This is a genomic window from Brevundimonas sp., assembly GCF_041911375.1.
Taxonomy (GTDB): domain Bacteria; phylum Pseudomonadota; class Alphaproteobacteria; order Caulobacterales; family Caulobacteraceae; genus Brevundimonas.
Window position 1 is genome coordinate 51,737 of the sequence record NZ_JAYRPA010000073.1, and the last position, 26,058, is coordinate 77,794.

At 69.2% G+C, this 26,058-nt stretch carries 25 protein-coding genes; 13 read left to right on the forward strand and 12 right to left on the reverse strand.

What is annotated here, in order from left to right:
• The first annotated feature begins 3 nt into the window (after positions 1 to 3).
• The 10 genes from gspE to ACE3PU_RS12570 all read left to right on the forward strand — a co-directional run bounded on the left by gspE (position 4) and on the right by ACE3PU_RS12570 (position 9,908).
• Positions 4 to 1,497, forward strand: a complete 1,494-nt coding sequence (gene gspE, locus ACE3PU_RS12525; protein WP_374390264.1) for a type II secretion system ATPase GspE — start codon at positions 4 to 6, stop codon at positions 1,495 to 1,497.
• On the forward strand, positions 1,497 to 2,708 hold the full coding sequence (gspF, locus tag ACE3PU_RS12530; protein ID WP_374390266.1) for a type II secretion system inner membrane protein GspF: 1,212 nt from the start codon (positions 1,497 to 1,499) through the stop codon (positions 2,706 to 2,708). Before gspE ends, gspF begins: the two co-directional genes overlap by 1 nt.
• A gap of 11 nt (positions 2,709 to 2,719) precedes the next feature.
• Positions 2,720 to 3,238: a type II secretion system major pseudopilin GspG gene (gene gspG / locus ACE3PU_RS12535; protein WP_374390268.1), complete on the forward strand. Its 519-nt coding sequence runs from the start codon at positions 2,720 to 2,722 to the stop codon at positions 3,236 to 3,238.
• The gene (locus ACE3PU_RS12540) at positions 3,207 to 3,710 is read left to right on the forward strand and encodes a GspH/FimT family pseudopilin (RefSeq protein ID WP_374390270.1); all 504 of its coding nucleotides are present in this window, start codon (positions 3,207 to 3,209) and stop codon (positions 3,708 to 3,710) included. The genes gspG and ACE3PU_RS12540 overlap by 32 nt, the downstream gene beginning before the upstream one ends.
• Complete coding sequence (gspI, locus tag ACE3PU_RS12545) at positions 3,703 to 4,059, forward strand: type II secretion system minor pseudopilin GspI (protein ID WP_374390272.1); 357 nt, start codon at positions 3,703 to 3,705, stop codon at positions 4,057 to 4,059. The genes ACE3PU_RS12540 and gspI overlap by 8 nt, the downstream gene beginning before the upstream one ends.
• Complete coding sequence (gspJ, locus tag ACE3PU_RS12550) at positions 4,056 to 4,646, forward strand: type II secretion system minor pseudopilin GspJ (protein ID WP_374390274.1); 591 nt, start codon at positions 4,056 to 4,058, stop codon at positions 4,644 to 4,646. Before gspI ends, gspJ begins: the two co-directional genes overlap by 4 nt.
• The gene (gspK, locus tag ACE3PU_RS12555; protein ID WP_374390276.1) at positions 4,643 to 5,629 is read left to right on the forward strand and encodes a type II secretion system minor pseudopilin GspK; all 987 of its coding nucleotides are present in this window, start codon (positions 4,643 to 4,645) and stop codon (positions 5,627 to 5,629) included. The genes gspJ and gspK overlap by 4 nt, the downstream gene beginning before the upstream one ends.
• A complete protein-coding gene (gspL, locus tag ACE3PU_RS12560) occupies positions 5,626 to 6,732 on the forward strand; it encodes a type II secretion system protein GspL (protein WP_374390278.1) in 1,107 nt (368 codons plus the stop codon). The genes gspK and gspL overlap by 4 nt, the downstream gene beginning before the upstream one ends.
• On the forward strand, positions 6,729 to 7,196 hold the full coding sequence (gene gspM / locus ACE3PU_RS12565) for a type II secretion system protein GspM (RefSeq protein WP_374390280.1): 468 nt from the start codon (positions 6,729 to 6,731) through the stop codon (positions 7,194 to 7,196). The genes gspL and gspM overlap by 4 nt, the downstream gene beginning before the upstream one ends.
• A 363-nt stretch (positions 7,197 to 7,559) precedes the next feature.
• On the forward strand, positions 7,560 to 9,908 hold the full coding sequence (locus ACE3PU_RS12570) for an exo 1,3/1,4-beta-D-glucan glucohydrolase (RefSeq protein ID WP_374390282.1): 2,349 nt from the start codon (positions 7,560 to 7,562) through the stop codon (positions 9,906 to 9,908).
• A 68-nt stretch (positions 9,909 to 9,976) separates the two neighbouring features.
• On the opposite strand, the gene ACE3PU_RS12575 is transcribed toward ACE3PU_RS12570, so the two are convergent.
• Genes ACE3PU_RS12575 through ACE3PU_RS12590 form a run of 4 tightly spaced genes read right to left on the reverse strand, consistent with a single transcriptional unit; the run spans position 9,977 to position 16,361 of the window.
• Positions 9,977 to 11,002, reverse strand: a complete 1,026-nt coding sequence (locus tag ACE3PU_RS12575; protein WP_374390284.1) for a DUF2891 domain-containing protein — start codon at positions 11,000 to 11,002, stop codon at positions 9,977 to 9,979.
• Positions 11,003 to 11,004: 2 nt separating this feature from the next.
• A complete protein-coding gene (locus tag ACE3PU_RS12580; RefSeq protein ID WP_374390286.1) occupies positions 11,005 to 11,970 on the reverse strand; it encodes a DUF979 domain-containing protein in 966 nt (321 codons plus the stop codon).
• Positions 11,967 to 12,701: a DUF969 domain-containing protein gene (locus ACE3PU_RS12585; RefSeq protein ID WP_374390288.1), complete on the reverse strand. Its 735-nt coding sequence runs from the start codon at positions 12,699 to 12,701 to the stop codon at positions 11,967 to 11,969. Before ACE3PU_RS12585 ends, ACE3PU_RS12580 begins: the two co-directional genes overlap by 4 nt.
• Before the next feature lie 42 nt (positions 12,702 to 12,743).
• A complete protein-coding gene (locus tag ACE3PU_RS12590) occupies positions 12,744 to 16,361 on the reverse strand; it encodes a hydantoinase B/oxoprolinase family protein (RefSeq protein WP_374390290.1) in 3,618 nt (1,205 codons plus the stop codon).
• Positions 16,362 to 16,398: 37 nt separating this feature from the next.
• On the opposite strand from ACE3PU_RS12590, the gene ACE3PU_RS12595 reads away from it, so the two are divergent.
• The gene (locus ACE3PU_RS12595) at positions 16,399 to 16,560 is read left to right on the forward strand and encodes a hypothetical protein (RefSeq protein WP_374390293.1); all 162 of its coding nucleotides are present in this window, start codon (positions 16,399 to 16,401) and stop codon (positions 16,558 to 16,560) included.
• A 43-nt stretch (positions 16,561 to 16,603) separates the two neighbouring features.
• Here the strand turns inward: ACE3PU_RS12595 and ACE3PU_RS12600 are convergent, their stop codons facing one another.
• The 6 genes from ACE3PU_RS12600 to ACE3PU_RS12625 all read right to left on the reverse strand — a co-directional run bounded on the left by ACE3PU_RS12600 (position 16,604) and on the right by ACE3PU_RS12625 (position 22,397).
• The gene (locus tag ACE3PU_RS12600) at positions 16,604 to 18,835 is read right to left on the reverse strand and encodes an acyl-CoA dehydrogenase (protein ID WP_374390295.1); all 2,232 of its coding nucleotides are present in this window, start codon (positions 18,833 to 18,835) and stop codon (positions 16,604 to 16,606) included.
• A 65-nt stretch (positions 18,836 to 18,900) separates the two neighbouring features.
• The gene (locus ACE3PU_RS12605) at positions 18,901 to 19,299 is read right to left on the reverse strand and encodes a DUF2177 family protein (RefSeq protein WP_374390297.1); all 399 of its coding nucleotides are present in this window, start codon (positions 19,297 to 19,299) and stop codon (positions 18,901 to 18,903) included.
• Positions 19,300 to 19,314: 15 nt separating this feature from the next.
• On the reverse strand, positions 19,315 to 20,334 hold the full coding sequence (locus ACE3PU_RS12610; RefSeq protein ID WP_374390299.1) for a cyclopropane-fatty-acyl-phospholipid synthase family protein: 1,020 nt from the start codon (positions 20,332 to 20,334) through the stop codon (positions 19,315 to 19,317).
• Between the two features lie 11 nt (positions 20,335 to 20,345).
• Positions 20,346 to 21,131: a DUF1295 domain-containing protein gene (locus ACE3PU_RS12615; protein WP_374390301.1), complete on the reverse strand. Its 786-nt coding sequence runs from the start codon at positions 21,129 to 21,131 to the stop codon at positions 20,346 to 20,348.
• A gap of 67 nt (positions 21,132 to 21,198) precedes the next feature.
• Entirely contained in the window at positions 21,199 to 21,834 is a 636-nt protein-coding gene (locus tag ACE3PU_RS12620) for a ChrR family anti-sigma-E factor (protein ID WP_374390303.1), read from the reverse strand.
• Positions 21,831 to 22,397 (reverse strand): sigma-70 family RNA polymerase sigma factor, encoded by a 567-nt coding sequence (locus ACE3PU_RS12625; protein WP_374390305.1) that lies wholly within the window; start codon positions 22,395 to 22,397, stop codon positions 21,831 to 21,833. Before ACE3PU_RS12625 ends, ACE3PU_RS12620 begins: the two co-directional genes overlap by 4 nt.
• 134 nt (positions 22,398 to 22,531) lie before the next feature.
• Between ACE3PU_RS12625 and ACE3PU_RS12630 the strand changes: the two genes are divergently transcribed.
• Positions 22,532 to 23,875: an NAD(P)/FAD-dependent oxidoreductase gene (locus tag ACE3PU_RS12630; protein ID WP_374390307.1), complete on the forward strand. Its 1,344-nt coding sequence runs from the start codon at positions 22,532 to 22,534 to the stop codon at positions 23,873 to 23,875.
• Complete coding sequence (locus ACE3PU_RS12635) at positions 23,872 to 24,636, forward strand: DUF1365 domain-containing protein (RefSeq protein WP_374390309.1); 765 nt, start codon at positions 23,872 to 23,874, stop codon at positions 24,634 to 24,636. The genes ACE3PU_RS12630 and ACE3PU_RS12635 overlap by 4 nt, the downstream gene beginning before the upstream one ends.
• 25 nt (positions 24,637 to 24,661) lie before the next feature.
• On the opposite strand, the gene pth is transcribed toward ACE3PU_RS12635, so the two are convergent.
• Complete coding sequence (gene pth / locus ACE3PU_RS12640) at positions 24,662 to 25,282, reverse strand: aminoacyl-tRNA hydrolase (protein ID WP_374390311.1); 621 nt, start codon at positions 25,280 to 25,282, stop codon at positions 24,662 to 24,664.
• 88 nt (positions 25,283 to 25,370) lie between these two features.
• Positions 25,371 to 25,997 carry a 50S ribosomal protein L25/general stress protein Ctc gene (locus ACE3PU_RS12645; RefSeq protein WP_374390313.1) on the reverse strand — a complete coding sequence of 209 codons (627 nt, stop codon included), beginning with the start codon at positions 25,995 to 25,997 and terminating at the stop codon, positions 25,371 to 25,373.
• Positions 25,998 to 26,058: the final 61 nt, after the last annotated feature.

Below are 26,058 nucleotides of genomic sequence, written 5' to 3' on the forward strand. Positions count from 1 at the left end.
GCCATGATCACCCTGGTCAGCCCAACGCTCGCCTATGGCTTCGCCAAGCGCCACGGCGTCCTGCTGCTGGACGCCGGCGACATCGCGCGCGTGGGCGTCCGGGAAGGGGCGGACCCCGCGGCGCTGGTCGAGGCGCGCCGAGCCCTGGGTCGTCCGCTGGCGGTCGAACCGCTCAGCGCCGCCGCCTTCGACCGCCAGCTGTCGGAAATCTACGCAGGCGACCACCTCAACGCAGCCGACGACGACCTGGACATGCCGGCTGGGCTGGACAGCTTGATCGACGACATCCCGGCCGCCGCCGACCTGCTGGACACGGCCGACGACGCGCCGGTCATCCGTCTGATCAACGGCGTCATCGCCGAGGCCGTACGCGCCGGCGCCTCGGACATCCACCTGGAGTCCTACGAGAGCGCCCTGGTCGTGCGGATGCGGATCGACGGCGTGTTGCGGGAGGCGCTGAGCCTGAACCCCCGCATCGCGCCGTTGCTGGTGTCGCGCATCAAGGTCATGGCGCGGCTGGACATCGCAGAGAAACGCGTGCCGCAGGACGGACGCATTCCGCTGGCCTTGGGCGGCAAGACGCTGGACGTGCGCGTCTCCACCCTGCCGTCGCGGGGTGGAGAGCGGGTCGTGCTGCGCATTCTCGACAAGGATCAGGCGGGGCTGACCCTGGATCGGCTGGGCATGTCCGAGGACGCGCTGGCGGCGTTCCGCGCGGCGCTGGCGGAGCCGAACGGCATCATCCTGGTCACCGGCCCGACCGGTTCGGGCAAGACCACCAGCCTCTATGCGGGTCTGGCCTTGCTGAACGACGGCGCCCGCAACATCCTGACGGTCGAGGATCCGGTCGAATACGCCATCGACGGCGTCAGCCAGACGCAGGTGAACGCAAAGGTCGGCATGACCTTCGCCGCCGGCCTGCGGGCCATCCTGCGCCAGGACCCTGACGTCGTCATGGTCGGTGAAATCCGCGACGTGGAGACGGCGGGCATCGCGGTCCAGGCTTCGCTGACCGGCCACCTGGTGCTGTCCACCGTCCACACCAATGACGCCGCCGGCGCCGTCACCCGACTGCGTGACATGGGGGTGGAGCCCTTCCTGCTGGCGTCGACGCTTCGCCTCGTCGTGGCCCAGCGGCTGGTGCGGCGTCTGTGCGAACACTGCCGCGTGGCCGAGGAAGCGGACAAGCCGACGGCCCGGCTGATCGGGGTCAGCGCCGGCGCGCGCATCTGGCGTCCGCATGGCTGCGCCCATTGCGCCAGCACAGGCTATGTCGGCCGTGTCGGCCTGTACGAGGTGCTGAAGGTCGACGACAAGGTCCGTCGCCTGATCGCGGCGGAGGCGGGTGAGGACGCGATCGTCGAGGCCGCCTTCAAGCAGTGCGGAACCCTGTCCGACCGCGCCCGCGATCTGGTGCTGGCGGGCGTCACCTCGGTCGAGGAAGCGGTGCGCGTCGCCCGGCAGGAAACCGCCGCCGATCCGGCGGAGGCGGCCTGATGCCGGCCTTCGACTATGTCGCGGTGGATGGCGCCGGCCGCACCGTCACGGGCGCAGTGGAAGCGGCCGATGAGACCGCCGCGCGCGGCCAACTGGGCCGCCGCCGGCTGGCGCCGCTCCAGGTCACGCCTGCCCGCATGACGGCCCGCGCCGACCGGCCCAAAGGCAAGTCGGGAAAGCTGACCCCCAAGGCGCTGGCCCTGACCACGCGGCAGCTGGCCACCTTGGTGTCCGTCTCGCCCATTGAGGAGGCCTTGCGCACACTGGCGCTTCAGGCGGACCGACCGGTCGTTCGACGCGTTCTGGAAGGCGTTCACTCCGGAGTGCTGGAGGGCCGCCCTCTGGCCGACGCCATGGGACAGCAGGGCCGAGCCTTCCCGCCGCTTTACCGTGCCATGGTCTCGGCCGGGGAGCGGTCCGGCACGCTGCAGCCGATCCTGGAGCGGCTGGCCGACGACATGGAGCGCGACCAGCAGGTGCGCGGCAAGGTCGTGACCGCCATGGTCTATCCGGCCGTCCTGGCCGTCGTGGCCCTGGGCGTGGTGGCGGCGCTGATGGTCTTCGTGGTGCCCAAGGTCGTCGATCAGTTCGACAGCATGAACCAGACCCTGCCCTTGCTGACGCGCATGGTGATCGGCCTGTCTGAGCTGATGCGGCATTGGGGCTGGCTGATCGTGTTGGTGCTGGCGGGACTGACAGCGGCAGGCGCCGCCGCTCTGCGTGATGCGACGATCCGCATGCGCTTCGACCGCTGGCGACTGCGCGCGCCGCTGATTGGGCGACTGACCCGCGATCTGCACGGCGCCAAGATGGCCCGAACCCTGTCGACCATGATCGCGGCCGGCCTGCCGGTGCTGGAGGGGCTGACCATCACCGCCCGCACCGTCTCCAACCGGGCCCTGCGTCAGGCCACCGAGAACATGGCCGAGGCGGTGCGCGAGGGCGGCGGTCTTTCGGCCGCCATGCGCCGCGCCGAAGTCTTCCCGCCGATCCTCGTCTACATGACCGCCTCGGGCGAGAGCAGCGGTCGGCTGGAGCCGATGCTGGAGCGCGCCGCCGACTACCTGGAACGCGAGTTCGCCACCTTCACCGCCGTGATGCTCAGCCTGCTCGAGCCTGCGGTGATCGTGGTCATGGGCGGCGTCGTCGCCCTGATCGTCCTGTCGATCCTGTTGCCGATCCTTCAGATCAACACCCTGGCGATGGGGTGAAGGAGTTGCTCATGTTCCCTGGTTCCAACGCTCAGCGCGCGGCGCTTCGCTTCTTGAGGGCCCGCGCTCACGCAGTCAGCCGGCGCGCCGCGGACGGTAAGGCGCGAAACGCCCGCCAGGGTTTCACCCTGGTGGAGCTGATGGTCGTGATCGTCATCATCGGGCTTTTGGCGACGGTGGTCGCGATAAACGTCCTGCCCAGCCAGGATCGAGCGATGGTGGGCAAGGCGCAGGCCGACATCTCGGTGCTGGAACAGGCCGTCGAGACCTATCGGCTGGACAACCTGGCCTTCCCTACCGACCAGCAGGGGCTGGAGGCGCTGGTGTCGGCGCCCGCCGACCTGGCCCGGCCGGAGCGCTACCGCGAGGGCGGCTATGTCCGTCGCCTGCCGACCGATCCCTGGGGCAATCCCTATCAGTACCGGCGCAGCAGCGCCCATGGCGGCCAGTTCGACGTCTTCTCCTTCGGCGCGGACGGCAAGGCGGGAGGCGAGGGCGATGACGCCGACCTCGGCAATTGGCAGGGCTGACGGCGCTCAAGCCGCGAGCCGCCGCGCGGCGAGCGCTGGCGCAAACGGGAAGCGGGCCGGGTTCACACTCGTCGAACTGATGATGACCCTGGTCGTGATCGGTCTGGCGGCCGGGGCCGTCGTCCTGTCCATGCCCGATGCTCGGCCCGCCGTCGGCGAGACGGCCGAGCGGTTCGCCGCCCGGCTGGTCCGCGCGCGCGAGGAAGCCATCCTGACCAACCGCATCGTCGCCGCTTCGGCCGATGCGGACGGCTATCGGTTCGCCAGTTTCGACGGCGCGGACTGGACCCCGCTGGACGGCCCCTTCACGCGCCAGGCTTGGGACGAGGGCGTCGTCGCCCCGCGCCGCACGATACGCATCGTCTTCGACGCCACGGGCGGCGCCGACCCCGCCGAAGTCTCGCTGTCGCGCGAGGGCCGCACGGTATCCGTTCAGATCGACGCCGCCGGAGAGGTGACGATCGATGGCTGACCGGCCCGGCTTCACCCTGATCGAACTGCTGGTCGCGCTGGCGGTGTTCTCGCTGGCGGCCATGGCTCTGCTCAACCTGTCGGGCGAGGGCGCGCGTTCGGCCGCGCGGGTGGAGACGCGCACGCTGGGCGGCATCGTCGCCGAGAACCTGGCCGTCGAGGCCATGACGGCCCCGAGCCTGCCTGTCGGCGAAACCTCGGGTCAGGTCGATTTGGCCGGTCAGGCCTGGCGCTGGCGTCGCATCGTCACGGGAACCGAAGTCCCGGGCATGGGCCGCATAGACATCGCCGTCTTTTCCGACGAAGGCCTGGCCGCCGATCGGACCCTGTTCCGGAGCGCGGGCGCGTGAGCCGGCCACGGCAAGGGTTCACCCTGGTCGAGGTGCTGGTGGCCTTGGCCGTCTTCGCCCTGATTGCGGCGGCCGGCGTCCTGGTGCTGGCGCGCACCATCGACACCCGCTTCACCATCCACGAGCATTCGGAGCGGATCGCCGAGCTTCAAAGGATGCGGGCCCTTCTGAAGGCCGATTTGGCGCAGGCGGCTCCGCGCCGGACCCGCGCCCCCACCGGTCGCCCGCTGCCGCGCGCGATCATGGGGCAGGCCCTTCCCGGCGATCCCGTTCTGGTCTTGGCCCGCGCCGGCTGGAGCAATCCCGACGGCGCGCCTCGCCCTTCGCTGCAGCGGGTCGAATATCGCGTGGTCGACGGCCGGCTGGAGCGCCGCGTCTCGACCTATCTCGACGGCGCCCGGGCGGGACCGCCGCAGGTGCTTTATCGCGGCGTCAGCAATGTCGTCGTCACCTTCCTGCAGGACGGATCGGAGGCGCCCGCCTTCCTCGCCAGCCGCGATCGGCCGCTGCCGCAGGCAGTGCGCATCGTCATGACCCTGGACGGCCTCGGCCGCGTCGAGCAACTGTTCCCGGTCTCCGCCGCATGACGCGCCCCTCAAACAGGCGCGAGGGCATGGCCCTGCTGACCGTCCTGCTGCTGGTCGCGGTGATGGCGGCGGTGGCGGTGCTGATCCTCGACGACATCCGCTTTTCGGTTCGCCGCACCACCAATGTGGAGACGCAGGCCCAGGCCCAGTGGTACGCCGCCGGCGCCGAGGCCCTGGCGCGTCGCCAGATCGCGGACCTGATGGCGGTCGACGCCGCCCGCACGCCGCTGGAGCCACGCTGGAACGGCCGCGTTCTCAGCTTCCCCATCGAGGACGGCTCGATCCAGGCCGTGGTCACCGACGGCCAGGCCTGCTTCAATCTGAACAGTCTTGTCCTGGGTCAGGACGAGGATCTGGTCGCGAACCCTGAGGGTCAGGCGCAGTTCCTGGCGCTGGGCGCCGCCCTGGGCCTGCCGCGCGGGCGAATGACGGCGCTGGCGGCGGCCTTAACGGACTGGATGGACGGCGATGCGGACGCGCGCCCCGGCGGTGCGGAGGACGCGCGCTACGCCGGCCTGGCTGCGCCGTACCGGACGGGCGGCGTCATGCTGGCCGACGTCAGCGAGATGCGCGCGGTCGCAGGCATGGACGACGGCCTCTATCGCCGGCTTCTGCCCTTCGTCTGCGCTCTTCCGACCGCCGGCCTTTCGCCGATCAACGCCAACACCCTGACGCCCGCGCAGGCGCCGCTGCTGGTCATGCTGACTGGCGGCGCCTTGGGTTTGAACGGCGCCAAGGCCGCCATCGCCGCGCGCCCGCCCGGGGGGTGGGCCAGCACCGACGCCTTCTGGGCCCAGCCTGCGCTGCGGGGCGTCTCGCCAGACGAGGCGACGCGCGGCCAGGTCTCCCTCATGACCCGCTTCTATGACCTGCGCATCGACGTCGACTACGGCGGCGCGCGCGCGGTCCGCACCGCCCTGATCCACGCCGCGCCCGACGGCGGCGTGCGCACCGTCATCCGTCGCTGGATTCCCGAAGAATGACCCAGACCCGCATCGTCCTGATCCCGCCGACGGCTGCCATGCCGGCGCCCTTCCTCGTTGTCGATCCGCACGGACGCGTGCTTCAGCGCGGCTCGCTGGCGCTTGAGGACGCCGACCCGCGCCTCGATCTGCGAACCGTCGCGATCGCCCCTGGCGCGGACGTCCTGGTTCGATGGCTGGACCTGCCCGTCGGGGGCGCGGCCCAGCTTCGCGCCGCGGCGCGCTGGATGCTGAAGGAGCATCTGGCCGCAGATCCCGAACGGCTTGCGGTCGCGCTCGGAGCGCCCGTCGCCGAGGGCGGTCCACGCCTGGTCGCGGCGGTGTCCGCCAATTTGCTGGAGGCCTGGGTCGACTATCTGCGCGCGCTGGGCGTCGAACCCGCGGCCGTGGTTCCCGACTGCCTGACGCCGCCGGCGCCCGACGCCGAAGGAACGCTGAACGCCATCCGCTTCGGCGGCGACATCGCGATGCGCGGCGCGGCCTTCGCCGCCTCGGTGCAGGCGGACCTCGCCGAGACCGTGGCGGCGGGACGGTCCATCTCGCTGATCGAAAGCCAGGACGCCGTCGAGGAGCGGTTGGCACTGAGCGCGCTCCGCCCCCCGGTCGACCTGCTGTCCGCCGTCGCCCGGCCGCGCGCAGCCTCGCGCGGCGGCTGGCGCCTGGCCGCCGGTCTCGCCGCCGCCGTTCTGATCTCGCCTCTGGTCATCACGGCGGTTGCAGCCGTGCGTGACAGCGTCGCCGCCGACCGTGCGGATCGACAGGCGCGCGCCCTGATCGCCGAGCATCTGCCGCAAGCCGCCGAGGCCGAAGACCCCGTCGCCGAGGTGCGGAGACGCCTGGCTGTCGCGCTTCCGCCGGGCGGTGTCGCGGCCGGGTCCGCCGCCCTGTTCGCGGCGGTCGAACAGGTGGACGGCGCCGAGTTGGACGGACTGTCCGCGGATTCCGAACAGGGGCTGCGCGCCACCCTCAGCTATCCGGCCTTTCAGGATCTGGACGCCGTCCGAGCCGCCGTGGAGAGCTTGGGCCTCAGCCTGTCGGACACCAGTACGGTTGAGGACGGCGGCCGCGTCGTCAGCGAAGTCGTCGTGGGAGGTCGGTCATGAACCGCATGGCGTCGACGGCCCTGGCCTGGTGGGAAGGCCGCACCCTGCGCGAGCAGCGGATGCTGGCGGCGATGGCGGTGTTGATTCTGGCGGTGGTCGTCTGGTTGGTGATCGTGCGGCCGCTTCACATCTGGCGAGAAACGGCCGCATCGGACCGTCTGCGCGCCGAAAACGGACTGCTGCTGGTCCGGTCGGCGACGGCCGAGCTGGAGGGCGAGAGGTCTGGCGGCGGCGTGGACATTCAGCGCGCCGTGGAGGCCGCCGGCGCCGCTGCGGGCGTTTCGCCGGTGATGGGCATGGCGCCCGACGGAGGACTGGGGTTCAGTCTGGCGAACGTTCAGACCGCCGCCGCCTTCGGCTGGCTGTCCGCCCTGCACGACAAGGAGGTGGACGTCTCGAGCCTCAGTGTCGTCGAGAACGCCGACGCCACCCTTACGCTGGAAGGCTCGTTGACGGCGAACTGAACGTCGGCAGAGCCATCGTAGCCTTTTGTGAAGGTCGGGCGACGCTCCGCGCTTGATCTTTGCCGTAGGTATGGCGAACGTCGTTCAAGCCTTCCTCCCCGTCGCGCTGTCCCTCTAAGTTCCCCGACTCTTGCCTACTGATTGGACCCTGGAATGACTTTGCGAACGTTCACAATCCGCCGCCGAGGCGGCGTTTCCGCCCTTGCGCTTGCTCTCGCGCTCGGCGCTGGCGCCTGCGCGACGACATCGGCGGTAGCGCCTGCTGGCGGCGTCGTTCATGCGGTCACGGCGGAAGCGTCGATCGTCACGGACGCGAATCGCGCCCATCCGGACCTGTGGCCAAGCGCCGCATCCCCCGCGGCCATGACCGACGCCCGAACGGAAGCGTTCGTCACCGAGCTGATGAGCCGGATGACGCTTGAGGAGAAGGTCGGCCAGACGATCCAGGCCGACATCGCCTCGATCAAGCCCGAAGACCTGGCCACCTATCCGCTCGGCTCGATCCTGGCGGGCGGCAGTTCCGGCCCGAACGGAGACGACCGCACCGGAGCCCAGGCCTGGGTCGACCTGGCCCGCGCCTTCCGGGCGGCGGCGGCCCAACGCCCGGGCGCGAAGATTCCCCTGATCTACGGAATCGACGCGGTGCACGGGCACAACAACATCATCGGCGCCACGCTGTTCCCGCACAACATCGGCCTGGGCGCCGCGCGCGATCCCGACCTGATCCGTCGGATCGGCCAGGCGACGGCGGTCGAGGTGGCCGTGACCGGCGCCGACTGGACCTTCGGCCCGACCCTGGCCGTGCCCCGCGACGACCGCTGGGGCCGCGCCTACGAGGGCTACGCCGAACACCCTGAAGTGGCGCAGAGCTACGCCGGGCCGATGACCCTGGGCCTGCAGGGGCCGCTGTCGGCGGACGGTCCGCTGGGGGCCGGCCATATCGCCGGATCCGCCAAACACTTCCTGGCTGACGGCGGCACGGCCGGCGGTCAGGACCAGGGCGACTTCAGGGGGACCGAACGGGAGCTGATCGACGTCCACCTGTCGGGCTACACTCAGGCGATCGACGCCGGCGTGTTGTCGATCATGGCCAGCTTCTCCAGCTGGAACGGCGCCAAACATTCGGGCAACGAGACCATACTGACGGACGTGTTGCGCGGACCGCTGGGCTTCGACGGCTTCGTCGTGTCAGACTGGAACGCCCATGGCCAGCTGCCGGGCTGCACCAACGAGAGCTGCGCCCTGGCGTTCAACGCCGGCATCGACATGTTCATGGCGCCCGACAGCTGGAAGCCGCTGTACGAGAGCACCCTGGCGCAGGTCCGCTCGGGCGAGATCCCGATGGCGCGGCTGGACGAGGCGGTGCGCCGCATCCTGCGCGTCAAGGTCAAGACCGGGCTGTTCGAGGACCAGCGTCCGCTCGAGGGGCGCCTGGGTGAGCTGGGCTCGCCAGCACACCGCGCCCTGGCGCGCGAGGCGGTGCGCAAGTCACTGGTCCTGTTGAAGAACGAAGGCGTCCTGCCGATCCGCGCCAACGCCCGCGTGCTGGTGGCGGGAACGGCAGCCGACGATATCGGTCAGGCGGCCGGCGGCTGGACGATCAGCTGGCAGGGCACCGGCAACAAGAACAGCGACTTCCCCAACAGCCAGTCGATCTGGGCCGGCGTGGAGGAGGCCGTGCGCGCCGGCGGCGGAACCGCGACCCTCAGCGCCGACGGCGCCTTCACCGAAAAACCTGACGTGGCCATCGTCGTCTTCGGCGAGACGCCCTATGCCGAGTTCCAGGGCGACGTCGAGACGTTGGACTTCCTGCCGACCGAACCGCTCGAAACCCTGAAGCGCCTCAAGGCGGCGGGCATCCCGACCGTGTCGGTCTTCCTGTCGGGGCGGCCGATGTGGACCAATCCGGAGATCAACGCCTCCGACGCCTTCGTCGCCGCCTGGCTGCCGGGCACGGAGGGCGGCGGCGTCGCCGACGTTCTGGTCGCCGACGCTTCGGGCCAGCCCCGCCACGACTTCACCGGCAAGCTGTCGTTCAGCTGGCCCAAGGACGCCAAGGGCGTGCCGCTGAACGTCGGTCAGCCCGGCTACGACCCGCAGTTCGCCTATGGCTACGGCCTCAGCTATGCGCGCCCGGCCACGGTCGCCGCCCTGTCCGAGGAAAGCGGGGTGGTCGGCGCCGCCGGCAGCCTGGACCGCTATTTCGTCGATGGCCGCTTCATCGCTCCGTGGGGCCTGGCGCTGCGCGATGCGGGCGGAGAAGTGCGGCTGGGTCTTGAGACGTCCGGCGCCAGCCCCCGCGGCGGCGTGTCGGTCCGGCCGGCGGACGGCGTGGCGCAGGAATCGGCTCGCACCCTGACGTTCGGCGCGAACGGTGGCGACGCCCTGATCAGCGGGGGCGCGGTCGATCTGACCCGCCAGTCGAACGGCGAAATGGCGATCTCCTTCCGGTATCGTGTCGGCGCTGCGCCGCAGGCTCCGGTGTTCCTGACCAGCGGCGCGGGCGCGGTCGACATCACCGCCTTGCTGACGGGCGGCGTCGGCGAGTGGCGCGAGGCCAAGGTGCGGTTGTCGTGCCTGGCCCAAGCGGGCGCCAATCTGAGCGCCGTCGACCAACCCTGGGGCCTGCGTACGGCCGCGCCCTTCGCCATCACGGTGGAGAACGTGCGGTTGGCGCCGAACAACGGCGACGCCGTCTGTCCGTCGGCCTGATCGCCTGAGGTCAGGGCCTGCATCACGACCGGACGAACGCCTTCGGGGTCGTCCGGTCGTGACGTCCCTCAGGACGAAGGGACCGGGGCGCCGTCCATAAGCGCCAGTAGAGCGAAACTGGCCAGCCAGTGCTCGCCCATGTAGTCGCCCGTCACATGGGGTAAGGCGGCGTCCAGGTGGACTTCGGCCGCCTGAGCCATGACGGCGCGCCGCTCGTCCGCGTCGGGAAGTCCGTCGAGGATTTCGCGCCAGCACCAGGCGCGGCTGAGGTTCAGACCATCCAGATGCGCGATCTTGCCATCGGTCCGATCGCTGACCCGTGCAGGGGACAGCAGCGTGGCCGGCTGACCGTCGCTCAGGCGCGGCAGGAAGGCGTGGAACCAGGCGGCGAAATCGGCGGGCGGCAGGGCGCGTCGCATCAGCGCGGCCTCCATCAGCGTCGGCGACAGAAACTCGTCCTGCGAGGGCTCCCAGGCTTGGCAGTCCCGGTCGCCCTCGTGCCAGCGGGCGGCGGCGGCGCGACAGGCGGCCGCCAGTTCCGGATCGAACACGTCCGCATAGTCCAGCGTCAGGCGCAGGGCGAAGGCCGTATTGTAGTGCGTGCCCACCCGCACCGGATAGTCCGCCAGCGGCAGGAACGCCTTGAAGCGTTCGGCGAAGATCGTGGCCAAGGGCGCCAGCGTGGCGGACCAGCGCCGGCCTTCCTCGGTATGGTGTCGGGCCAGCTCGGCGGCCAGCATCAACAGCCACGCCCAGCCGTAAGGACGCTCAAAGCCGCGGCTTTCCGGGCGTGACAGATAGGCCGCCTCGTCGGCCGCCTTCTCGGCGGTGAACAGATCGTCGGCCAGGGCGCGGATAGCCGCTGCCTCGGGCATGTCGGGGTACAGGCGATAGAGGGTGAACAGGGTCCACCAGCCGTGGACGCAGGAATGCCAGTCGAAGCTGCCGAAGAAGATCGGGTGCATCTCGCGCGGCGTCAGGGCGTCCTGCGGTCCGGTCAGCACATGCATGATGTGGTTCGGATACTCCCGCGTCACATGGCCCAGGGCCGTCGCGGCGAAACGGGAGGCGAGGGCGGCATCGAGCTGGGTCATGATCAGAACCGGAAGGCCAGGAAATACATCAGCAGCATGTTGGCCACGAGCATGATCGCGGCGGTGGGCAGCTGGGCGCGGATGACGCCGTTCAAGGGCGCGTTGCGGTCGGGCAGTTCCAGCAGATTGGCCGGCACCACGTTGAAGTTGGCCGCCATCGGCGTCATCAGCGTTCCGCAGAAGCCGGCCAGCATGCCGATGGCGCAGACGATGGCGGGGTCGCCGCCGAACTGACGCACCACGATCGGCAGACCTATGGCGGCGGTCATCACCGGAAAGGCGGCGAAGGCGTTGCCCATGACGATGGTGAACAGCGCCATCCCCGCGCAATAGGCGAAGACGGCGAGGAAGGCCGAGGTCAGCGGGATCACCCGCGCGATCAGGTCGCCCACCACCTGCCCCACATCGGCGGCCAGAAAGATCGCGCCCAGCGACGCCAGCATCTGCGGCAGCAGGGCGGCCCAGCCGATGGAGTCCATCAGCCGACGCCCCTCCTGCACAGGCGCCATGACGGGCGGCCGGAACCAGGCCATGGCGACCGCCAGCGCGATCACGCAGCCCAGCCCCAAGGAGATCAGCGTGGTCTGAACCGGCGAGATCAACCAGGCGCCGGCGGGCGTGTATTTCGCCAGCAGCGTGCCGCCCACCGCGACGAGCGGCACCATCAGCGCCGGAACGAACAGGGCGTCGCCCCACCGCGCCGCGCTCGCCTGACGCTGCTCCGACGTGGTGGTGGCGGGCCGGCCGACGCCCAGCTTGCCCGTCGCGCCGATGGCGACAAGGGCGATGACCAGAAGACCATTGCCGAGGCCGCCCAGCCACGATCCGAACAGCATCGACAGGGCGACCAGGCCCCAGAACACGGCGCTGCGGAACCGCGTCGGGTTCAACGGGTCGCGCAGGCTGAGGATCGAGAAAGCGGCGAACATCAGCCCGGTCGCGACGTAGGCGTGCTCCAGCGTGATCATCGGCCGGCCTCTGCCTGGTCCGCCGTTTCGGAGGCGGTCATATCCTTCCTCACCGCCCGGTCGAACATCGCCAGCCGCGCCCCGTGGACCAGGAAGGCGACGACGGCGGTCGGGATGGCCCACAGCGAGACGTGCAGCGCCTCCACCCGCACGCCGGCCTGTTCGAGAAAGCCTACGATCAGGACGATCGAACCGATGGCGATGAAGATGTCCTCGCCGAAGAACAGGCCGATGTTGTCCGTGCCCGCCGCCATGCCGCGTATGCGGAAACGCGCCTTGTCGGTCAGCGGTCCATGCTCCGCCTCCGCCGCGCCCTCGGCCATCGGCGCGATCAGGGGGCGCACCATCTGCGGATGACCGCCCAGCGACGTCAGGCCCAACGCCGACGTCGCCTGCCGCACCAGAAGATAGGCCAGCATCAGTCGACCGGCGGTCGCGGCCTTGAACCGCGTGACCAGTTCGCGCGCGCGCTCCTGCAGGCCCGCGCGCTCCAGCAGGCCGATGACGGGCAGCACCAGCCAGGTGATGTGGAAGTAGCGGTTGTCGTTGAAGGCCTCTCCGAAACGGCTGATCGTGTCTATTCCGGCCGCCAGCAGGGCGCGCCCATCGACGCCCGGACCGACGGCCGCCAGCACTCCGGTGGTCAGGGCCGCGACCAGAATGACCACCAGCGGATTGATCCGGGCGACGAAGCCCACGACCACGACCGCGATCCCCAAGAGCACCAGCATGGTTCATTCTCCCCCGATGGATGGTCGCGCGGTTCGGCGTCCTCAGGAAGCGCCTTTTGCGCCGAAGCCGCCGCCGCCCGGCGTTTCGATCACAAAGACGTCGCCGGTCGCCATGGCGACCTCGGCGGTCGCGTCCAGAACGTCCACGGCGCCGTCCTTCCGTTCCACCCGGTTCACGCCCGTCGCGCCAGGCTCGCCGCCGTCCGCCCCAGAAGGCGGAACCCTGCGATGATTGGACAGAATGGCGGCCGTCATCGGCTGCAGGAAACGCACGCGGCGCACCGTCCCATCGCCGCCGCGCCAGCGCCCCGCGCCGCCTGAGCCCCGCCGGATCGAAAATTCCTCCAGCAGAACCGGGAAGCGAGTCTCCAGCACCTCCGGATCCGTCAGTCGGCTGTTGGTCATGTGCGTCTGCACCGCGCTGGTTCCGTCAAAGCCCGGCCCCGCGCCCGAGCCGCCGGCGATGGTCTCGTAATACTGCCGCACGTCGTCGCCGAAGGTGAAGTTGTTCATCGTGCCCTGGCTGGCGGCCAGCACGCCCAGCGCGCCGTACAGCGTGTCCACCACCGCCTGGCTGGTCTCGACATTGCCGGCGACGACGGCCGCGGGATAGCGCGGGTTCAACATCGACCCTTCCGGCACGATCAGCCGGATCGGCTTCAGGCAGCCCTCGTTCAGCGGGATGGCGTCTTCCACCAGGGTGCGGAAGACATAGAGGGTGGCCGCCCGCGTGATCGACAGCGGCGCGTTGAAGTTCGTCGGCCGCTGCGCGCTGGTGCCGGTGAAATCCACCACGGCGCTTCGGGCCTGGACGTCCACGTCGATGCGCACTCGGATGACGGCTCCGTCGTCCATCTCATAGGCGAAGGCGCCCGGTTTCAGGGCGGCGACGGCGCGGCGGACCGCCTCTTCGGCATTGTCCTGGACGTGGCCCATATAGGCGGCGACGACGTCGCGGCCGAACTCGCCGGTCATGCGGATCAGCTCGTCGGCTCCGCGCGCGCACGAGGCGACCTGGGCCTTCAGGTCCGCCATGTTCTGATCGACATTGCGCGAGGGGTGGCGGCCCGAGGCGAACAAGGCCCGCGTTTCCGTCTCGCGCAACCGGCCGGCGTCCACCAGCAGGAAGTCGTCGATCAGCACGCCCTCGTCTTCCACGGTGCGCGAGGAGGCGGGCATCGATCCCGGGGTCAGGCCGCCGACATCGGCATGATGGCCTCGCGCGGCCACGAAGAAGGCGGGCGTCTGATCCGCCTCCAGGAAGACCGGCATGATCACGGTGATGTCCGGCAGATGCGTGCCCCCGTTATAGGGCGCGTTCAGCATATAGACGTCCCCGCGCCGCATGCCGCGTCCGTCCGCCCCTTCGCCGCGGGAGGCGATGACCGTGCGGATGCTTTCGCCCATCGAGCCGAGGTGGACCGGGATGTGCGGTGAATTGGCGATCAGGGCCCCGGTCGCGTCGAAGACGGCGCAGGAGAAGTCCAGTCGTTCCTTGATGTTCACCGAATAGGCCGTGGCGCGCAGGGCCTCGCCCATCTGTTCGGCGCAGGCCATGAAGCGGCTGTTGAACACCTCCAGCATGATCGGATCCACCGCGGCGCCGATTGCGACGCGCGCCGGCAAGGGTATGACCCGCTCCAGCAGCAGGTTCGCCGCGGCGTCGACGCAGGCGCGCCAGCCGGGCTCGACCACGGTCGTTCCGGTCTCTTCCAGCAGGATCGCGGGGCCGTCGACCGCGACGCCGGGCGTCAGCGCCTCGCGGCGATAGACCGGCGTGTCGCGGTCTTCGCCCGCCATGCGAACCGTTAGGCGCGTGACGGTTGACAGAGGGGAGCCTTCGCCGCTTGCAAGAGATGGCGCGGAGGAGGCGCGGGATCGCCCGACGGCCTCGACCTCCAGCGCCTCGACCACCAGCGCCTTGTCCTCGGCGAAGAAGCCGAAACGTCGCCTGTGCAGGGCCTCGAAGGCTTCGGCCATGGCCTCGGCCGGCCCGAACGGCACGACCAGGGGCGTGTCCGAACCTGCGAATTTGATCTCGGCGCGCGCGATGGTCGTCACGGCCTCGCGCGCAATCCCCTGCGCCGCCAGGTCGTCGCGCGCGGCGATTTCCAGCGCGGCGACCCTTTCGGCCAGAACCCCGTCCCGCTCCCCGGCCAGAGGCGCGGCCTCGGTCGCCTGGCGAATGGCGCGCACCTCGGCCAGACCCATGCCGTAGGCCGAAAGCACGCCGGCGAACGGATGCAGCATCACGCGGGTGATGCCCAGGGCGTCCGCCACCAGGCAGGCGTGCTGGCCGCCGGCGCCGCCGAAGCAGTTCAGCACATAGCGGGTCACGTCATAGCCGCGCTGGATCGATATCGAGCGAATGGCCTCGGCCATGTTCTGCACGGCGATGGTGACGAAGCCCTCGGCCAGCTGGGCCGGCGCGCCGGCCCGGCCGGTCGCCTCGGCCACCTCAAACGACAGGGTCTGGAACCGCGCTCGCACCGCATCGGCGTCCAGGGGCTGGTCGCCGTCCGGGCCAAAGACGGCGGGGAAGAAGGCCGGGTCCAGCTTGCCCAGCATGACGTTGCAGTCGGTCACGGTCAGCGGTCCGCCGCGCCGGTAGGCCGCTGGTCCCGGAACCGCGCCCGCCGATTCCGGCCCGACCCGGAGGCGGCCGCCGTCGAAGCGGCAAATCGACCCGCCGCCGGCCGCGACGGTGTGGATCGCCAGCATCGGCGCCCGCAGCCGCACCCCGGCCACCACGGCGTCTGAGGTGCGCTCGTAATCTCCGGCGAAATGCGACACATCGGTCGAGGTGCCGCCCATGTCGAAGCCGATGACGCGGTCGAACCCCGCCGCCGCCGCGGTCTCGGCCATGCCGACGACACCGCCCGCCGGGCCGGACAGGATGGCGTCCTTGCCCCGGAAGGCGCTGGCCGCCGTCAGACCGCCGGACGACTTCATGAACTGCAGAGGCGTCGCCCCGCCCAGGTCGGCGCCGACCCGATCGACATAGGCTCGCAGGATCGGCGACAGATAGGCGTCCGCCACCGTGGTGTCCCCGCGCCCAACCAGCTTGATCAGCGCCCCGACCTCATGGCTGACCGAGACCTGTTCGAAGCCGATCTCGCGCGCGATCTCCGCCAGCCGCACCTCGTGACCGACGAAGCGCCAGCCGTGCACCAGAACCACAGCGACTGACCGGAAACCCGCCGCATACGCCGCAGCCAGATCTGCGTGGGCCTTGCCCTCATCCAGGGGGCGATCGATCGCGCCGTCGGCCGTGATCCGCTCGTCGATCTGGACCACGTGATCGTACAGCTGGTCCGTCAGCACGATGTTGCGCGCGAACAGCGCAGGCCGGCTCTGCCATCCGATGCGCAGCGCGTCGCCGAAGCCGGCGGTGATGGCGAGCACCGTGGGCTGGCCCTTGCGTTCGAGCAAGGCGTTCGTCGCCACGGTGGTGCCCATACGCACTTCGTCGACCAAGCCCGCCGGCAGAGGCCCGGCGGATGCGCCCAGAATGCGTCTGACGCCCTCTACGGCCGCGTCGACGTACTGCTCCGGGTTCACCGACAACAGCTTCATCGTCCGTAGCGCGCCGTCCGGCGCACGCGCGACGACATCGGTGAAGGTGCCGCCGCGATCGATCCAGAAGCGCCAGCCCGTCATGTCGTCTCCCGTGTCTTCAGGCGGTTGCTTCGCACGCTTGAACCGCGATGGCGACCCTGTCGCCAAGTTCATCCGCACGCCAGGGAGCATGGTGACCGATGCGGACTTGCAGGCGCTCGGCGTCAGCCTGCCTGCCCAGGCCGACGAGATGGAGGCCCAGGCGGCGCGTCTGGGTCAACAGGCGCGCGCGCCGATCTGAGGTCGCGGCCGGCGCTCCCGACCGCCCGCTGCTGGGACGCCCGCTACTCGGCGGCCCGGGGCGCGGATCGGCCCGACGCGACGCGCGCCAGCCCTTCCGGGGCGAAGTCGTCCACGGCGACGACCCCCGCGATGGCCGCCTCGGCCTCTTCCAGCAGCGCCAGTTCGTCGCCTGTCAGCAAGTCCTGCTCGGCGGCGACGCGCCAGTGGCGGATACGGCGCGCCTTCAGCCGGTCGTGGATCGGCTGGCTGCGCACCACCAGGTCGAAGGCGCGATCCAGGCGTCCCACGGCTTCATCGCCGATATAGACCCCCTCGGTCAGCCGATCGCGCGTGGCCGACGGCTCCATGATCAGGCGGGCGCAGGCACGGACCGTCGCGTCGCGCGGACCGGTGCGGATCACGCCGAACGGCAGCACGAAGACCTTGAGCAGCCAGGCGGCAGGGCGGTTCGGGAAGTTGTCGAGGATTTCCTTGAGCCGCCGCTCGATGGTCAGGAAACCGTCCTGCATGACGTAGTCCAGCAGGGGCAGATCCTCGACCTCGCGGCCTTCGTCCTCCCACCGCTTAAGGGCGGCGCTCATCATGTAAAGCTCGGACAGGATGTCGCCGAACCGCGCCGACAGCATCTCGCGCCGTTTCAGTTCGCCGCCCATGGTCAGCAGCGCCATGTCCGACGCCAGGGCGAAGGCGGCGGCGTAGCGACCCATGCGACGATAATAGCGCCGTGTCGGCCCTCCCACGGGGGACTCGCCGAACAGGCCGTCGGTCCAGGCGCTCGCGAAGGCGCGTCGCGCGGTCCTCAGCGTGTGGACGACGTGGGTCCAGAACACCGCATCGAACTGGGCAAGGCCCTTCTCGACGTCCTGGTCGGCTAGCGCCTGCATCTCCTTGAGGATGTAGGGGTGGGCCCGGATGGCGCCCTGGCCGAACACGATCAGGCTGCGCGTCAGGATGTTGGCGCCCTCGACCGTGATGCCCACGGGCACGGCGCGATAGAAGTTGCCCAGATAGTTGCTGGGCCCGTCGATGACGGCCTTGCCGGCGTGAACGTCCATGGCGTCGTTGGCGGCGGTGCGCATCCGCTCGGTGGCGCCGTGTTTCATGATGGCCGAGACGACGGACGGGTGATGGCCCAGCGCCAGCCCTGAGCAGGTGAAGCGCCGCGCGGCGTCCAGCAGATAGGCGTTGGCGGCGATGCGGGCCAGGCGCTCCTGCACGCCTTCGAACTCGCCGATCGGAATGCGGAACTGCTGACGCACGCGGGCGTAGGCGCCGGTGGTGCGCGCGGCCAGCGCCGCGCCGGCCGCCGACAGCGAAGGCAGGGAGATGCCGCGCCCGGCCGCCAGCGCGGCGTTCAGCATCATCCAGCCCTGGCCGATACGCTCCTGACCGCCCAGCACGGCGTCAAGCGGCAAGAAGACGTCATGACCCTCGTTGGGTCCGTTGATGAAGGCCTGCATCGAGGGCAGGTGGCGACGGCCGATGGTCACGCCCGGCGTGTCGGTCGGAACCAGGGCGACGGTGATGCCAAGGTTCTCCTCGCCGCCCAGCAGGCCATCCGGATCGCGCATCTTGAACGCCAGCCCCAGCACGGTCGAGATCGGCCCCAAGGTGATGTATCGCTTCTTCCAGTTCAGCCGCATGCCCAGAACCTTGCGGCCCTGGTATTCGCCCTCGCAGATCACGCCCTCGTCGGTCATTGAGGCGGCGTCGGACCCGGCCTCGGGGCTGGTCAGGCCAAAGGCGGGGATTTCACGACCGTCAGCCAGTCGCGGCAGCCAGTAATCCCGCTGTTCGTCCGTGCCGAACTGCATCAGCAACTCGCCCGGCCCAAGCGAGTTCGGCACCATCACCGTCACGGCGGCGGAGGTCGACCGGGTCGAGATTTTTCGCACGACCTCCGAGTGGGCGTAGGCCGAGAACTCCAGCCCGCCGTAACGCTTCGGAATGATCATGCCGAAGAAGCGCTCGCGCTTCAGGAAGGCCCAGACTTCCGGCGAAAGGTCCTGGTCCTCCCAGGTGATCTTCCAGTCGTCCAGCATGGCGCACAGCCGGTCGACGGGGCCGTCCAGGAAGGCGCGCTCCTCGTCCGTCAGCTCGGCCGGCGGGATGTCGAGGAAGACCTCCCAGTCCGGCGCGCCTGTGAACAGTTCGGCGTCCCACCAGACGTCGCCCGCATCGATCGCCTCGGCTTCCGTCGCGGACATCTCGGGCAGGACGGACTTGGCCCAGTGATAGATCGGACGGGACAGGCGATCTTTGCGGAAGGACATGACGCGACTCCAGACAGGTGTCCTGTCCCAACGGTCCGCGTGCGGCCAAGGTTCACATCTTTCGGTCAGCCGAACCGCTGCGTCAGCCAGTAGCCGCCCACCGCCGCCGCGGTGGTGACGATCGTGCCCCAGGCCAGATCGATCAGGGTGACGTGCACGGGCCAGATCTTCAGCGTCGCCTGATTGGTCAGGTCATAGGTGGCGTAGGCGACCAGGCCCAGCACCGCCCCGGAAAGAGCCGCGCGGCTCATGGCGCCTTCGCGCAGCGCGGGCAGCACGGCCAGCATGACGATGCCGAAGACATAGATGAGATAGAAGGCCACGGCGGCGCGCATGTCCGGCTTGTCGGCCAGCAGCGAACCGATCGCGGGGCGATAGAGACGCGGTCCGGCGAGAACCAGCCAGATGGCGTCCAGAACGCCCATGACCAGGCCGGTCCCGAGGTAGGCGATCAGATACTTCATCGGTCTTCTCCTCCTTCAAGCCGCCTGCAGGCGGTAATGACTGACGCCCCATTCGCGCCCGCCGCTGTCCCCGAACAGGCCCGCCGTCGCCAGGTAGAAACGTCGCCAGCGCCGCGTCCACAGGGCCGCGTCATCGCCATAGACATCCCGCATGATGCGACCGACGCTCTCGGGCTCGGCGTCCATGTTGGCCAGCCATTGCCGGGCGGTCTTTTCGTAGTGGGCGCCGCTCCACCGCCATTCCTGCTCGACGACGAACAGGTCCGCATACTGGCGCATCAGGTTGTGGCTGGGCATCACCCCGCCGGTGAAGAAGTGCTGGGCGATGAAGTCCGACGTGTCGGAAACCTCGAAGCGATACGGCGTCGTCCGGTGCGAAAAGACGTGGATGAACATCCGCCCCTCGGGCGTCAGCCAGGTGCGGGCCTTGGTCAGCAGAGCGCGCCAGTTGGCCATGTGCTCGAACATCTCCACCGACACGATGCGGTCGAACCGGCGGTCGGTGTCGAAGACGTTCATGTCCTGCGTGATGACGGTCAGATTGTTCAGACCGCGATGGGCCGCCTGACCTTCTATATAGGCGCGCTGGCCGCTGGAGTTGGACACGGCGACGATCTCCGCGGCCGGATACCGTTCGGCCATCCAGAGGGACAGCGAGCCCCATCCGCACCCAAGCTCGAGTATCTTCTGGCCGTCGCTCAGATCGGCATGCGCGCATGTCTCGGCGAGCGCCGCCTCTTCAGCCTGCGCCAGCGTCTCTCCACCGGACGGATACAGGCAGCACGAATACTTCAGCCGCGGGCCCAGGCAGATCTGGAAAAACTCCGGCGGCAGTTCGTAGTGCTGGGCATTGGCCGCGTCGGCATGCTCGGCGATGGCGCGCCGGGCCATCTCTTCGGCGAAGCGGGCGTCGAGGCCGGGTTCGTCCACAAGGCGCTTGCGCGCGCCGGCGACCATGGCCGCGATGGCGGGGCGGGTGACGAAATCGGGCGCGGGTGCATCCTGGATGGATCGGAGAAGGGCGGCGATGGGCATGGGCGTTCCGTTCAGCGTGACTTCGGCGGAAGGGGGAAAAAGCGGGACACGCGCTGCTGATAGTCGCGATAGGCGTCCGGCCGGGATTTGAGCATCTGGGCCTCCAGCATCGGCGCCCCGCTCACGTGGTTCAGCAGCCACCACATCAGGGTCGGCGCCAGCAGCGACAGCCAGCCGAACGGATATCCGGGGTCCAGAGCCATGATCGGCCACGCCAGCCAGGCCATCCATTCGAAGAAATAGTTGGGATGCCGCGACCAGCCCCACAGACCGACGTCCGCAACCTTGCCGCGGTTCGACTTGTCGCTTCGGAACGCCGCCATCTGACGGTCCGCCAACGCCTCGCCCGCGACGGCGACGACGACGATCAGCACGGCCAGGCCGTCGCGCCAGCCCAGGTCGGCGTCAGGCCGGACCGCGGCGGCGCGGAGAGAGACGACCAGCACGACGATGGTCGCCGCCTGGATCATCAGGAAGGCCCAGGCCTTCAGGCCCCAACCGCCCCATTCCTTCTTGAACTGCTCATACCGGGGGTCCGGCGCCTCGGCGCGCGCGGTGCGCATGGCGATGTAGCCGCCCAGTCGAAGCGCCCAGACACCGATCAGAACGGCGACCAGCAATTGCCGGGCGTCCTCGGCGGCCGGCGCGGGCCAGAGCGCCGCCGCGGCGCCGATCGCGCCGATGGACAGGGGCCAGACCACATCGGTCCAGCCGCCATCTCCGGTCACCCGGACAACGCCCCAGGCGATCGACATGGCGATGACCGCCGCGAAGGCCGCGATAAGCAAAACAAGCATGGCCGCTCCAACCTTTGCAGAGGTACGAACGACCGGAAGCGACGGATGCTTTCCCGCGTCCTGCAGGTCAGAGACGAATGAAGGGCTGGAACAACCGGCCCATCCAGCCGTCGAGCAGGATCTGGCCATCCAGCGCGGCGACGCACAGACAGGCCTCTTCCGACACCACGCGCGGCTGGTGAAGCGTGGCTTCGTCCGCCTCTTCCAGATCGCCGACATCGAAACGGCGGTCGCCGACGGCGTAGGCGCCCGACAGGACGCACGTCAGCTCCACGCCCCCGTGCGTGTGGCGCGGCGTCTCGCGCCCGGGCTGGATTTCCAGCAAGATGACGCGGCATTCGCCTTCGCGCGGGGCATGGACGTCGCGGACGCGCACGCCCGGTCCCATCCAGCGCCATTTGCCCAAGGCGTACCGGCGCAAGGGCTCCGGCAACTCGGGCATGTCGTTCAGCGGAGCAGAAGCCTCGGCCTCACCCCCATCAACCTCGGCGCGGGCCAGCACCTGGGCCAGGGCGTGATCATCCATGGGCGCGGGATCGAGGTCTTCCAGCATCCGGCCGCCCACGGCCTGCAGGCGATGCACCCAGGCGGCGCTTTCGGGCCGCATGGCCAGGTGCGTCGCGACCACGACGGCCTCGGGCGCGCTCATCGCGCCGGCGGCGTAGGCGAGAAGACGCTCTTCGGACAGGCGATGCGCCGTCATGAGAAATCTCCCACGCTGGACGGCTCAAGCAAGGTACGCAGTTTGATCATGGCCTTTCGGATGCGGGATTTCACGGTTCCCAGCGGCAAGTCCAGCTGGCGTGCGATCTCGGAGTGCGGATTGTCGAGGAAGAAGGCGAGACGCAGAACTTCGATCTGGTCCGGCGAAAGATGCTGCATGGCTTCGCGGAGCAGCCCGGCCTGCTCGATGTTGGACAGATGATCGTCGGGGCGTTCCGGCTCCTCCGCCGCCAAGGCGATCTCGGGGACGGGGAGGGCGCGCGACTCGCGCCGCAGCACGTCCAGGCGACGGTTTCGGGCGATGGTGAATATCCAGGTCGCGGCGCTGGCGCGCGTGGGATCGAACAGGTCAGCCTTGCGCCAGACCGTCAGCATGGCGTCCTGGGCGAAATCCTCTGCGGCCCCGGCGGGGGCTCCGGCCTTCATCAGATAGGCCTTCAGGCGGGGTGCGAAATATTCGAACAGCTGGGCGAACGCCTCGCGATCGCGGCGGCTCGCCACGGCCTGGATCAGCAGGCCGTACTGCTCTGCGCCCGGGGTCATGCCTGGGCGAGCCTTCTGAAACGCGACGACCTGTTCATGCATGCTGCTCCTACGCACGGCGAGGCTGAACGGATCGCGAGCATCCGAACGAGAAATAGTCGCGTATCGAAGCCGAAGTTTTCGTTGGAGTCTCCATGCCTGCCTTCCCCCGTGAAGTCGAACCCGGTCGTCGTCTCAGGATCGCGGTCATAGGCTCCGGAATCTCCGCCCTGTCCTGCGCCTGGCTGCTGTCGCAGCGGCATGATGTCGTTGTCTATGAGCGCGACGATCGGCTGGGCGGCCACTCCAACACGGTCGACGTCCGACAGCCGGGCGAGGCGGCGACGCCCGTCGACACCGGCTTTATCGTGTTCAATGACGCCACCTATCCCAACCTGATCGCCCTGTTCGAACATCTGGGCGTCGAGACCAAGGCGACGGACATGTCCTTCGCCGTCTCTCTGGACAGGGGCGCGTTCGAGTACGCGGCTCCGGCCCTGTTCGCGCAGAGGCGCAACGCCTTCCGTCCGCGATTCTGGGGCATGCTGTCGGAAATCCTGCGCTTCTATCGCGAGGCGCCGATCCATCTGTCCGGGCTGGCCGACCCGACGCTGACGCTGGGCGACTATCTCAAGCGCGAGGGTTTCAGCGAGGCGTTCCGGGATGACCATCTGCTCCCGATGGCCGCCGCCATCTGGTCTTCGCCCGCCCATACCCTGATGGATTATCCGGCCGAATCCTTCATCCGCTTCTGCGGCAACCATGGCCTGCTGAAGCTGGTCGGTCGGCCTCAGTGGCGCACGGTCCGCGGCGGCAGCCGAACCTATGTGGCGAAGCTGGCGGCGGCGCTGGGCGACGGCGTGCGTCTGGCGTGCGAGGCGACGCGGGTGCAACGCACCCGCGAGGGCGTGGACGTTCAGGATCGGGCGGGGGGCGTCGAACATTTTGACCATGTGGTCATCGGAACGCACGCGGATCAGGCTCTTGCGATGCTGGATCAGCCCCTGCCCGAAGAGCAGGCCCTGCTCGGCGCCTTCCGCTACAGCCGAAATCTGACGGTCCTCCATTCTGACGCCAGCCTGATGCCGCGTCGCCGTCGCGCCTGGGCCGCCTGGAATTACATCGGCGCGGATGACGGACTTTGCGTCACCTACTGGATGAACCGGCTTCAGGGGCTGCCCGGGCGAGACCTGTTTGTCACCCTGAACCCGCCGCGCCCGCCCCGTCCCGAGACGCTGCTCAGGACCGAGGCCTACGATCACCCCATCTTCAACCCTGCCGCCGTTCAGGCCCAGAAGGCGTTGTGGACGCTTCAGGGGCAAGGCGGCGTCTGGTTCTGCGGCGCCCATTTCGGGGCGGGCTTTCACGAGGACGGGCTCCAGTCCGGCCTGGCCGTCGCCGAGCAGCTGGGCGGCGTCCGTCGTCCCTGGACTGTTGAGAACGAGAGCGGCCGCATTCATCTGACGCCGGCAACCCGGCCGTTGGCGAGAGCGGCGTGAACTCGGCGCTCTATAGCGGTCAGGTGATGCATCACCGTCTCCGGCCGCGAGAGCACACGCTGCGCTATCGCGTCTTCTGGATGCTGCTTGATTTGGACGAACTGGACCAGATGAGCCGCAGTCTTCGGTTCTTCTCGCGCAATCGGTTCAACCTGATGGGATTCCATGACGCCGATCATGGCGATGGGTCGGAGACGCCCTTGCGCGTGCAGGCGACGCGGCTGCTGGAACGGCGGGGCGTGGACATCGGTTCGGGCGCGATCCGCCTGCTGACCATGCCGCGCGTGCTCGGCTACGTCTTCAACCCGATCAGCCTGTACTACTGCCACCGCCCGGACGGCGCCCTGGCGGCCATGATCTACGAGGTGACCAGCACCTTTCGCGAACGCCGCGCCTATGTCTTGCCGGTGGCGCCGGAGGACGGCCGGGTAGGGCGGATCGATCAGGCGACGGGCAAGGGCCTGTACGTCTCGCCGTTCATGGACATGGACATGCGCTATGCGTTCAAGGGGTCTGTCCCCGACGAACGTCTGGACCTGGCCATCGACGGGCTGGACAGCCAAGGCCTGCTGATCGCCACGGCGATGCGCGGGCGTCGGCGGGCGCTTAGCGATCGCGCGCTTCTGGCCGCCATGGCCGCCATGCCGCTGCTGACGATCAAGGTGGTGGCCGCCATACACTGGGAGGCGCTGAAGCTGTGGCTGAAGGGCGTGCCCTTGACCCGCAAGCCCCCGGCCGAACCGATCCGGGCCGGGAGCTAGGTCCAGTCGACGGTCATGGGCCGGCCTAGAGTTCGCCGCGTGCGGCCTGGCGGGGGCTGAATTTCGGCGCCGGAGCCAGACGCATCACCTCGCCCTGATAGCGCTCGTCGTCGCCCGCCGCTGCAAAGGGCAGGGCGTCGGCGCAGGCCTGAAGCAGGGCGTTCAGCCAAGGCTGCTCGGCCTTATGGAAGTCGCCCAGCACGTGCGGCATGACCATCGCCTTGTCGCCGGGATGGCCGATGCCCATGCGCGCGCGGCGAAAGTCGGCGCCCAGATGGCTGATCAGCGAGCGGACGCCGTTCTGGCCTGCCGCGCCGCCGCCGGTCTTCATGCGGAACCGGCCCGGGGCCAGGTCGATCTCGTCATGGAAGATGATCACTTCGGACGGCTTGATCTTGTAGAACCGCGCCGCTTCGCCCACCGCGCGGCCGCTTTCGTTCATATAGGTCTGGGGCTTCATCAGCAGGACCTTCACCGGCCCCTCGGCGCTGTCGACCTCGCCCTCCGAAACGATCGACTGGAACTTGGCCCGCTCGGGACCGAAGCGCCAGCGCCGCGCGATCTCGTCGGCCGCCATGAAGCCGATGTTGTGCCGGTTCTTTTCGTACTTCGCGCCCGGATTGCCGAGCCCCGCGATGATGATCATGGCGTCCTCATGCCGCTTGCGTCGGGCAAAGAAAAGCCCCGCCAGGACGAACCGGGCGGGGCCTGACCTTGTCGATTGAACCAAAGGCTCAGTCTTCGGTCGTCTCGGACGGCGCGGCCTCGGCGGCCTCATCGGCGGCGGCCGACAGAGCAGCGGACGAAACCTTAATCGTGGCGATCACGAAGTCGCGGTCGGTGATGGTGGCCGAAGCGCCCTTGGGCAGCGTGATGTCCGACATGCGGATGGTGTCGCCCATCTGAGCCTTCGCCAGGTCGACGACCAGTTCTTCCGGGATCTGGTCGGCGCGGACCGAGATCTCGACTTCGTGGCGCACGACTTCCAGCGAACCGCCCTGACGCGAGAACGGCGCTTCATCGGCGTTCTTGAAGTGGACCGGAACCGCGATCTTGATGTCGCCCTTGGCGTCGACGCGCATCAGGTCGAAGTGCACCGGACGGTCCGACACCGGGTCGAACTGCACGTCCTTGGCGATGACCGGCTGGGTCTCGTCGCCGTACTTCAGCGTCACCAGGTGGCCCAGCAGCTTTCCGGTGTAGAGGGACTTGCGGAAGTCCTTTTCGTTCACGGAGATGGCGACGGGGGCCTTGTCGCCGCCGTACAGGATGCCCGGCACGGCGCCGCTGCGACGCGTGGCGCGGGCGCCGCCGGTGCCGACGCCTTCGCGGACGTCCACGTTCAGAATGATCTCGGCCATCTGGCTGCCTCAACAAACAACGGTAACGCCGCGCTGACGGAAGGGCCCGCGCGGCGGGGGG

Coding starts and splice junctions, on each gene's coding strand:
- ACE3PU_RS12570 (WP_374390282.1), top strand. CDS start 7,560: ATGACCGACGCCCGAACGGAAGCGTTCGTCACCGAGCTGATGAGCCGG.
- pth (WP_374390311.1), bottom strand. CDS start 25,282: ATGATCATCATCGCGGGGCTCGGCAATCCGGGCGCGAAGTACGAAAAG.
- ACE3PU_RS12605 (WP_374390297.1), bottom strand. CDS start 19,299: ATGAAGTATCTGATCGCCTACCTCGGGACCGGCCTGGTCATGGGCGTT.
- gspF (WP_374390266.1), top strand. CDS start 1,497: ATGCCGGCCTTCGACTATGTCGCGGTGGATGGCGCCGGCCGCACCGTC.
- gspI (WP_374390272.1), top strand. CDS start 3,703: ATGGCTGACCGGCCCGGCTTCACCCTGATCGAACTGCTGGTCGCGCTG.
- ACE3PU_RS12610 (WP_374390299.1), bottom strand. CDS start 20,334: ATGCCCATCGCCGCCCTTCTCCGATCCATCCAGGATGCACCCGCGCCC.
- gspL (WP_374390278.1), top strand. CDS start 5,626: ATGACCCAGACCCGCATCGTCCTGATCCCGCCGACGGCTGCCATGCCG.
- ACE3PU_RS12590 (WP_374390290.1), bottom strand. CDS start 16,361: ATGACGGGCTGGCGCTTCTGGATCGATCGCGGCGGCACCTTCACCGAT.
- ACE3PU_RS12625 (WP_374390305.1), bottom strand. CDS start 22,397: ATGACCCCGGGCGCAGAGCAGTACGGCCTGCTGATCCAGGCCGTGGCG.
- gspG (WP_374390268.1), top strand. CDS start 2,720: ATGTTCCCTGGTTCCAACGCTCAGCGCGCGGCGCTTCGCTTCTTGAGG.
- ACE3PU_RS12615 (WP_374390301.1), bottom strand. CDS start 21,131: ATGCTTGTTTTGCTTATCGCGGCCTTCGCGGCGGTCATCGCCATGTCG.
- gspK (WP_374390276.1), top strand. CDS start 4,643: ATGACGCGCCCCTCAAACAGGCGCGAGGGCATGGCCCTGCTGACCGTC.
- ACE3PU_RS12630 (WP_374390307.1), top strand. CDS start 22,532: ATGCCTGCCTTCCCCCGTGAAGTCGAACCCGGTCGTCGTCTCAGGATC.
- ACE3PU_RS12645 (WP_374390313.1), bottom strand. CDS start 25,997: ATGGCCGAGATCATTCTGAACGTGGACGTCCGCGAAGGCGTCGGCACC.
- gspM (WP_374390280.1), top strand. CDS start 6,729: ATGAACCGCATGGCGTCGACGGCCCTGGCCTGGTGGGAAGGCCGCACC.
- ACE3PU_RS12540 (WP_374390270.1), top strand. CDS start 3,207: ATGACGCCGACCTCGGCAATTGGCAGGGCTGACGGCGCTCAAGCCGCG.
- ACE3PU_RS12600 (WP_374390295.1), bottom strand. CDS start 18,835: ATGTCCTTCCGCAAAGATCGCCTGTCCCGTCCGATCTATCACTGGGCC.
- ACE3PU_RS12575 (WP_374390284.1), bottom strand. CDS start 11,002: ATGACCCAGCTCGATGCCGCCCTCGCCTCCCGTTTCGCCGCGACGGCC.
- gspE (WP_374390264.1), top strand. CDS start 4: ATGATCACCCTGGTCAGCCCAACGCTCGCCTATGGCTTCGCCAAGCGC.
- ACE3PU_RS12620 (WP_374390303.1), bottom strand. CDS start 21,834: ATGACGGCGCATCGCCTGTCCGAAGAGCGTCTTCTCGCCTACGCCGCC.
- ACE3PU_RS12580 (WP_374390286.1), bottom strand. CDS start 11,970: ATGATCACGCTGGAGCACGCCTACGTCGCGACCGGGCTGATGTTCGCC.
- ACE3PU_RS12585 (WP_374390288.1), bottom strand. CDS start 12,701: ATGCTGGTGCTCTTGGGGATCGCGGTCGTGGTCGTGGGCTTCGTCGCC.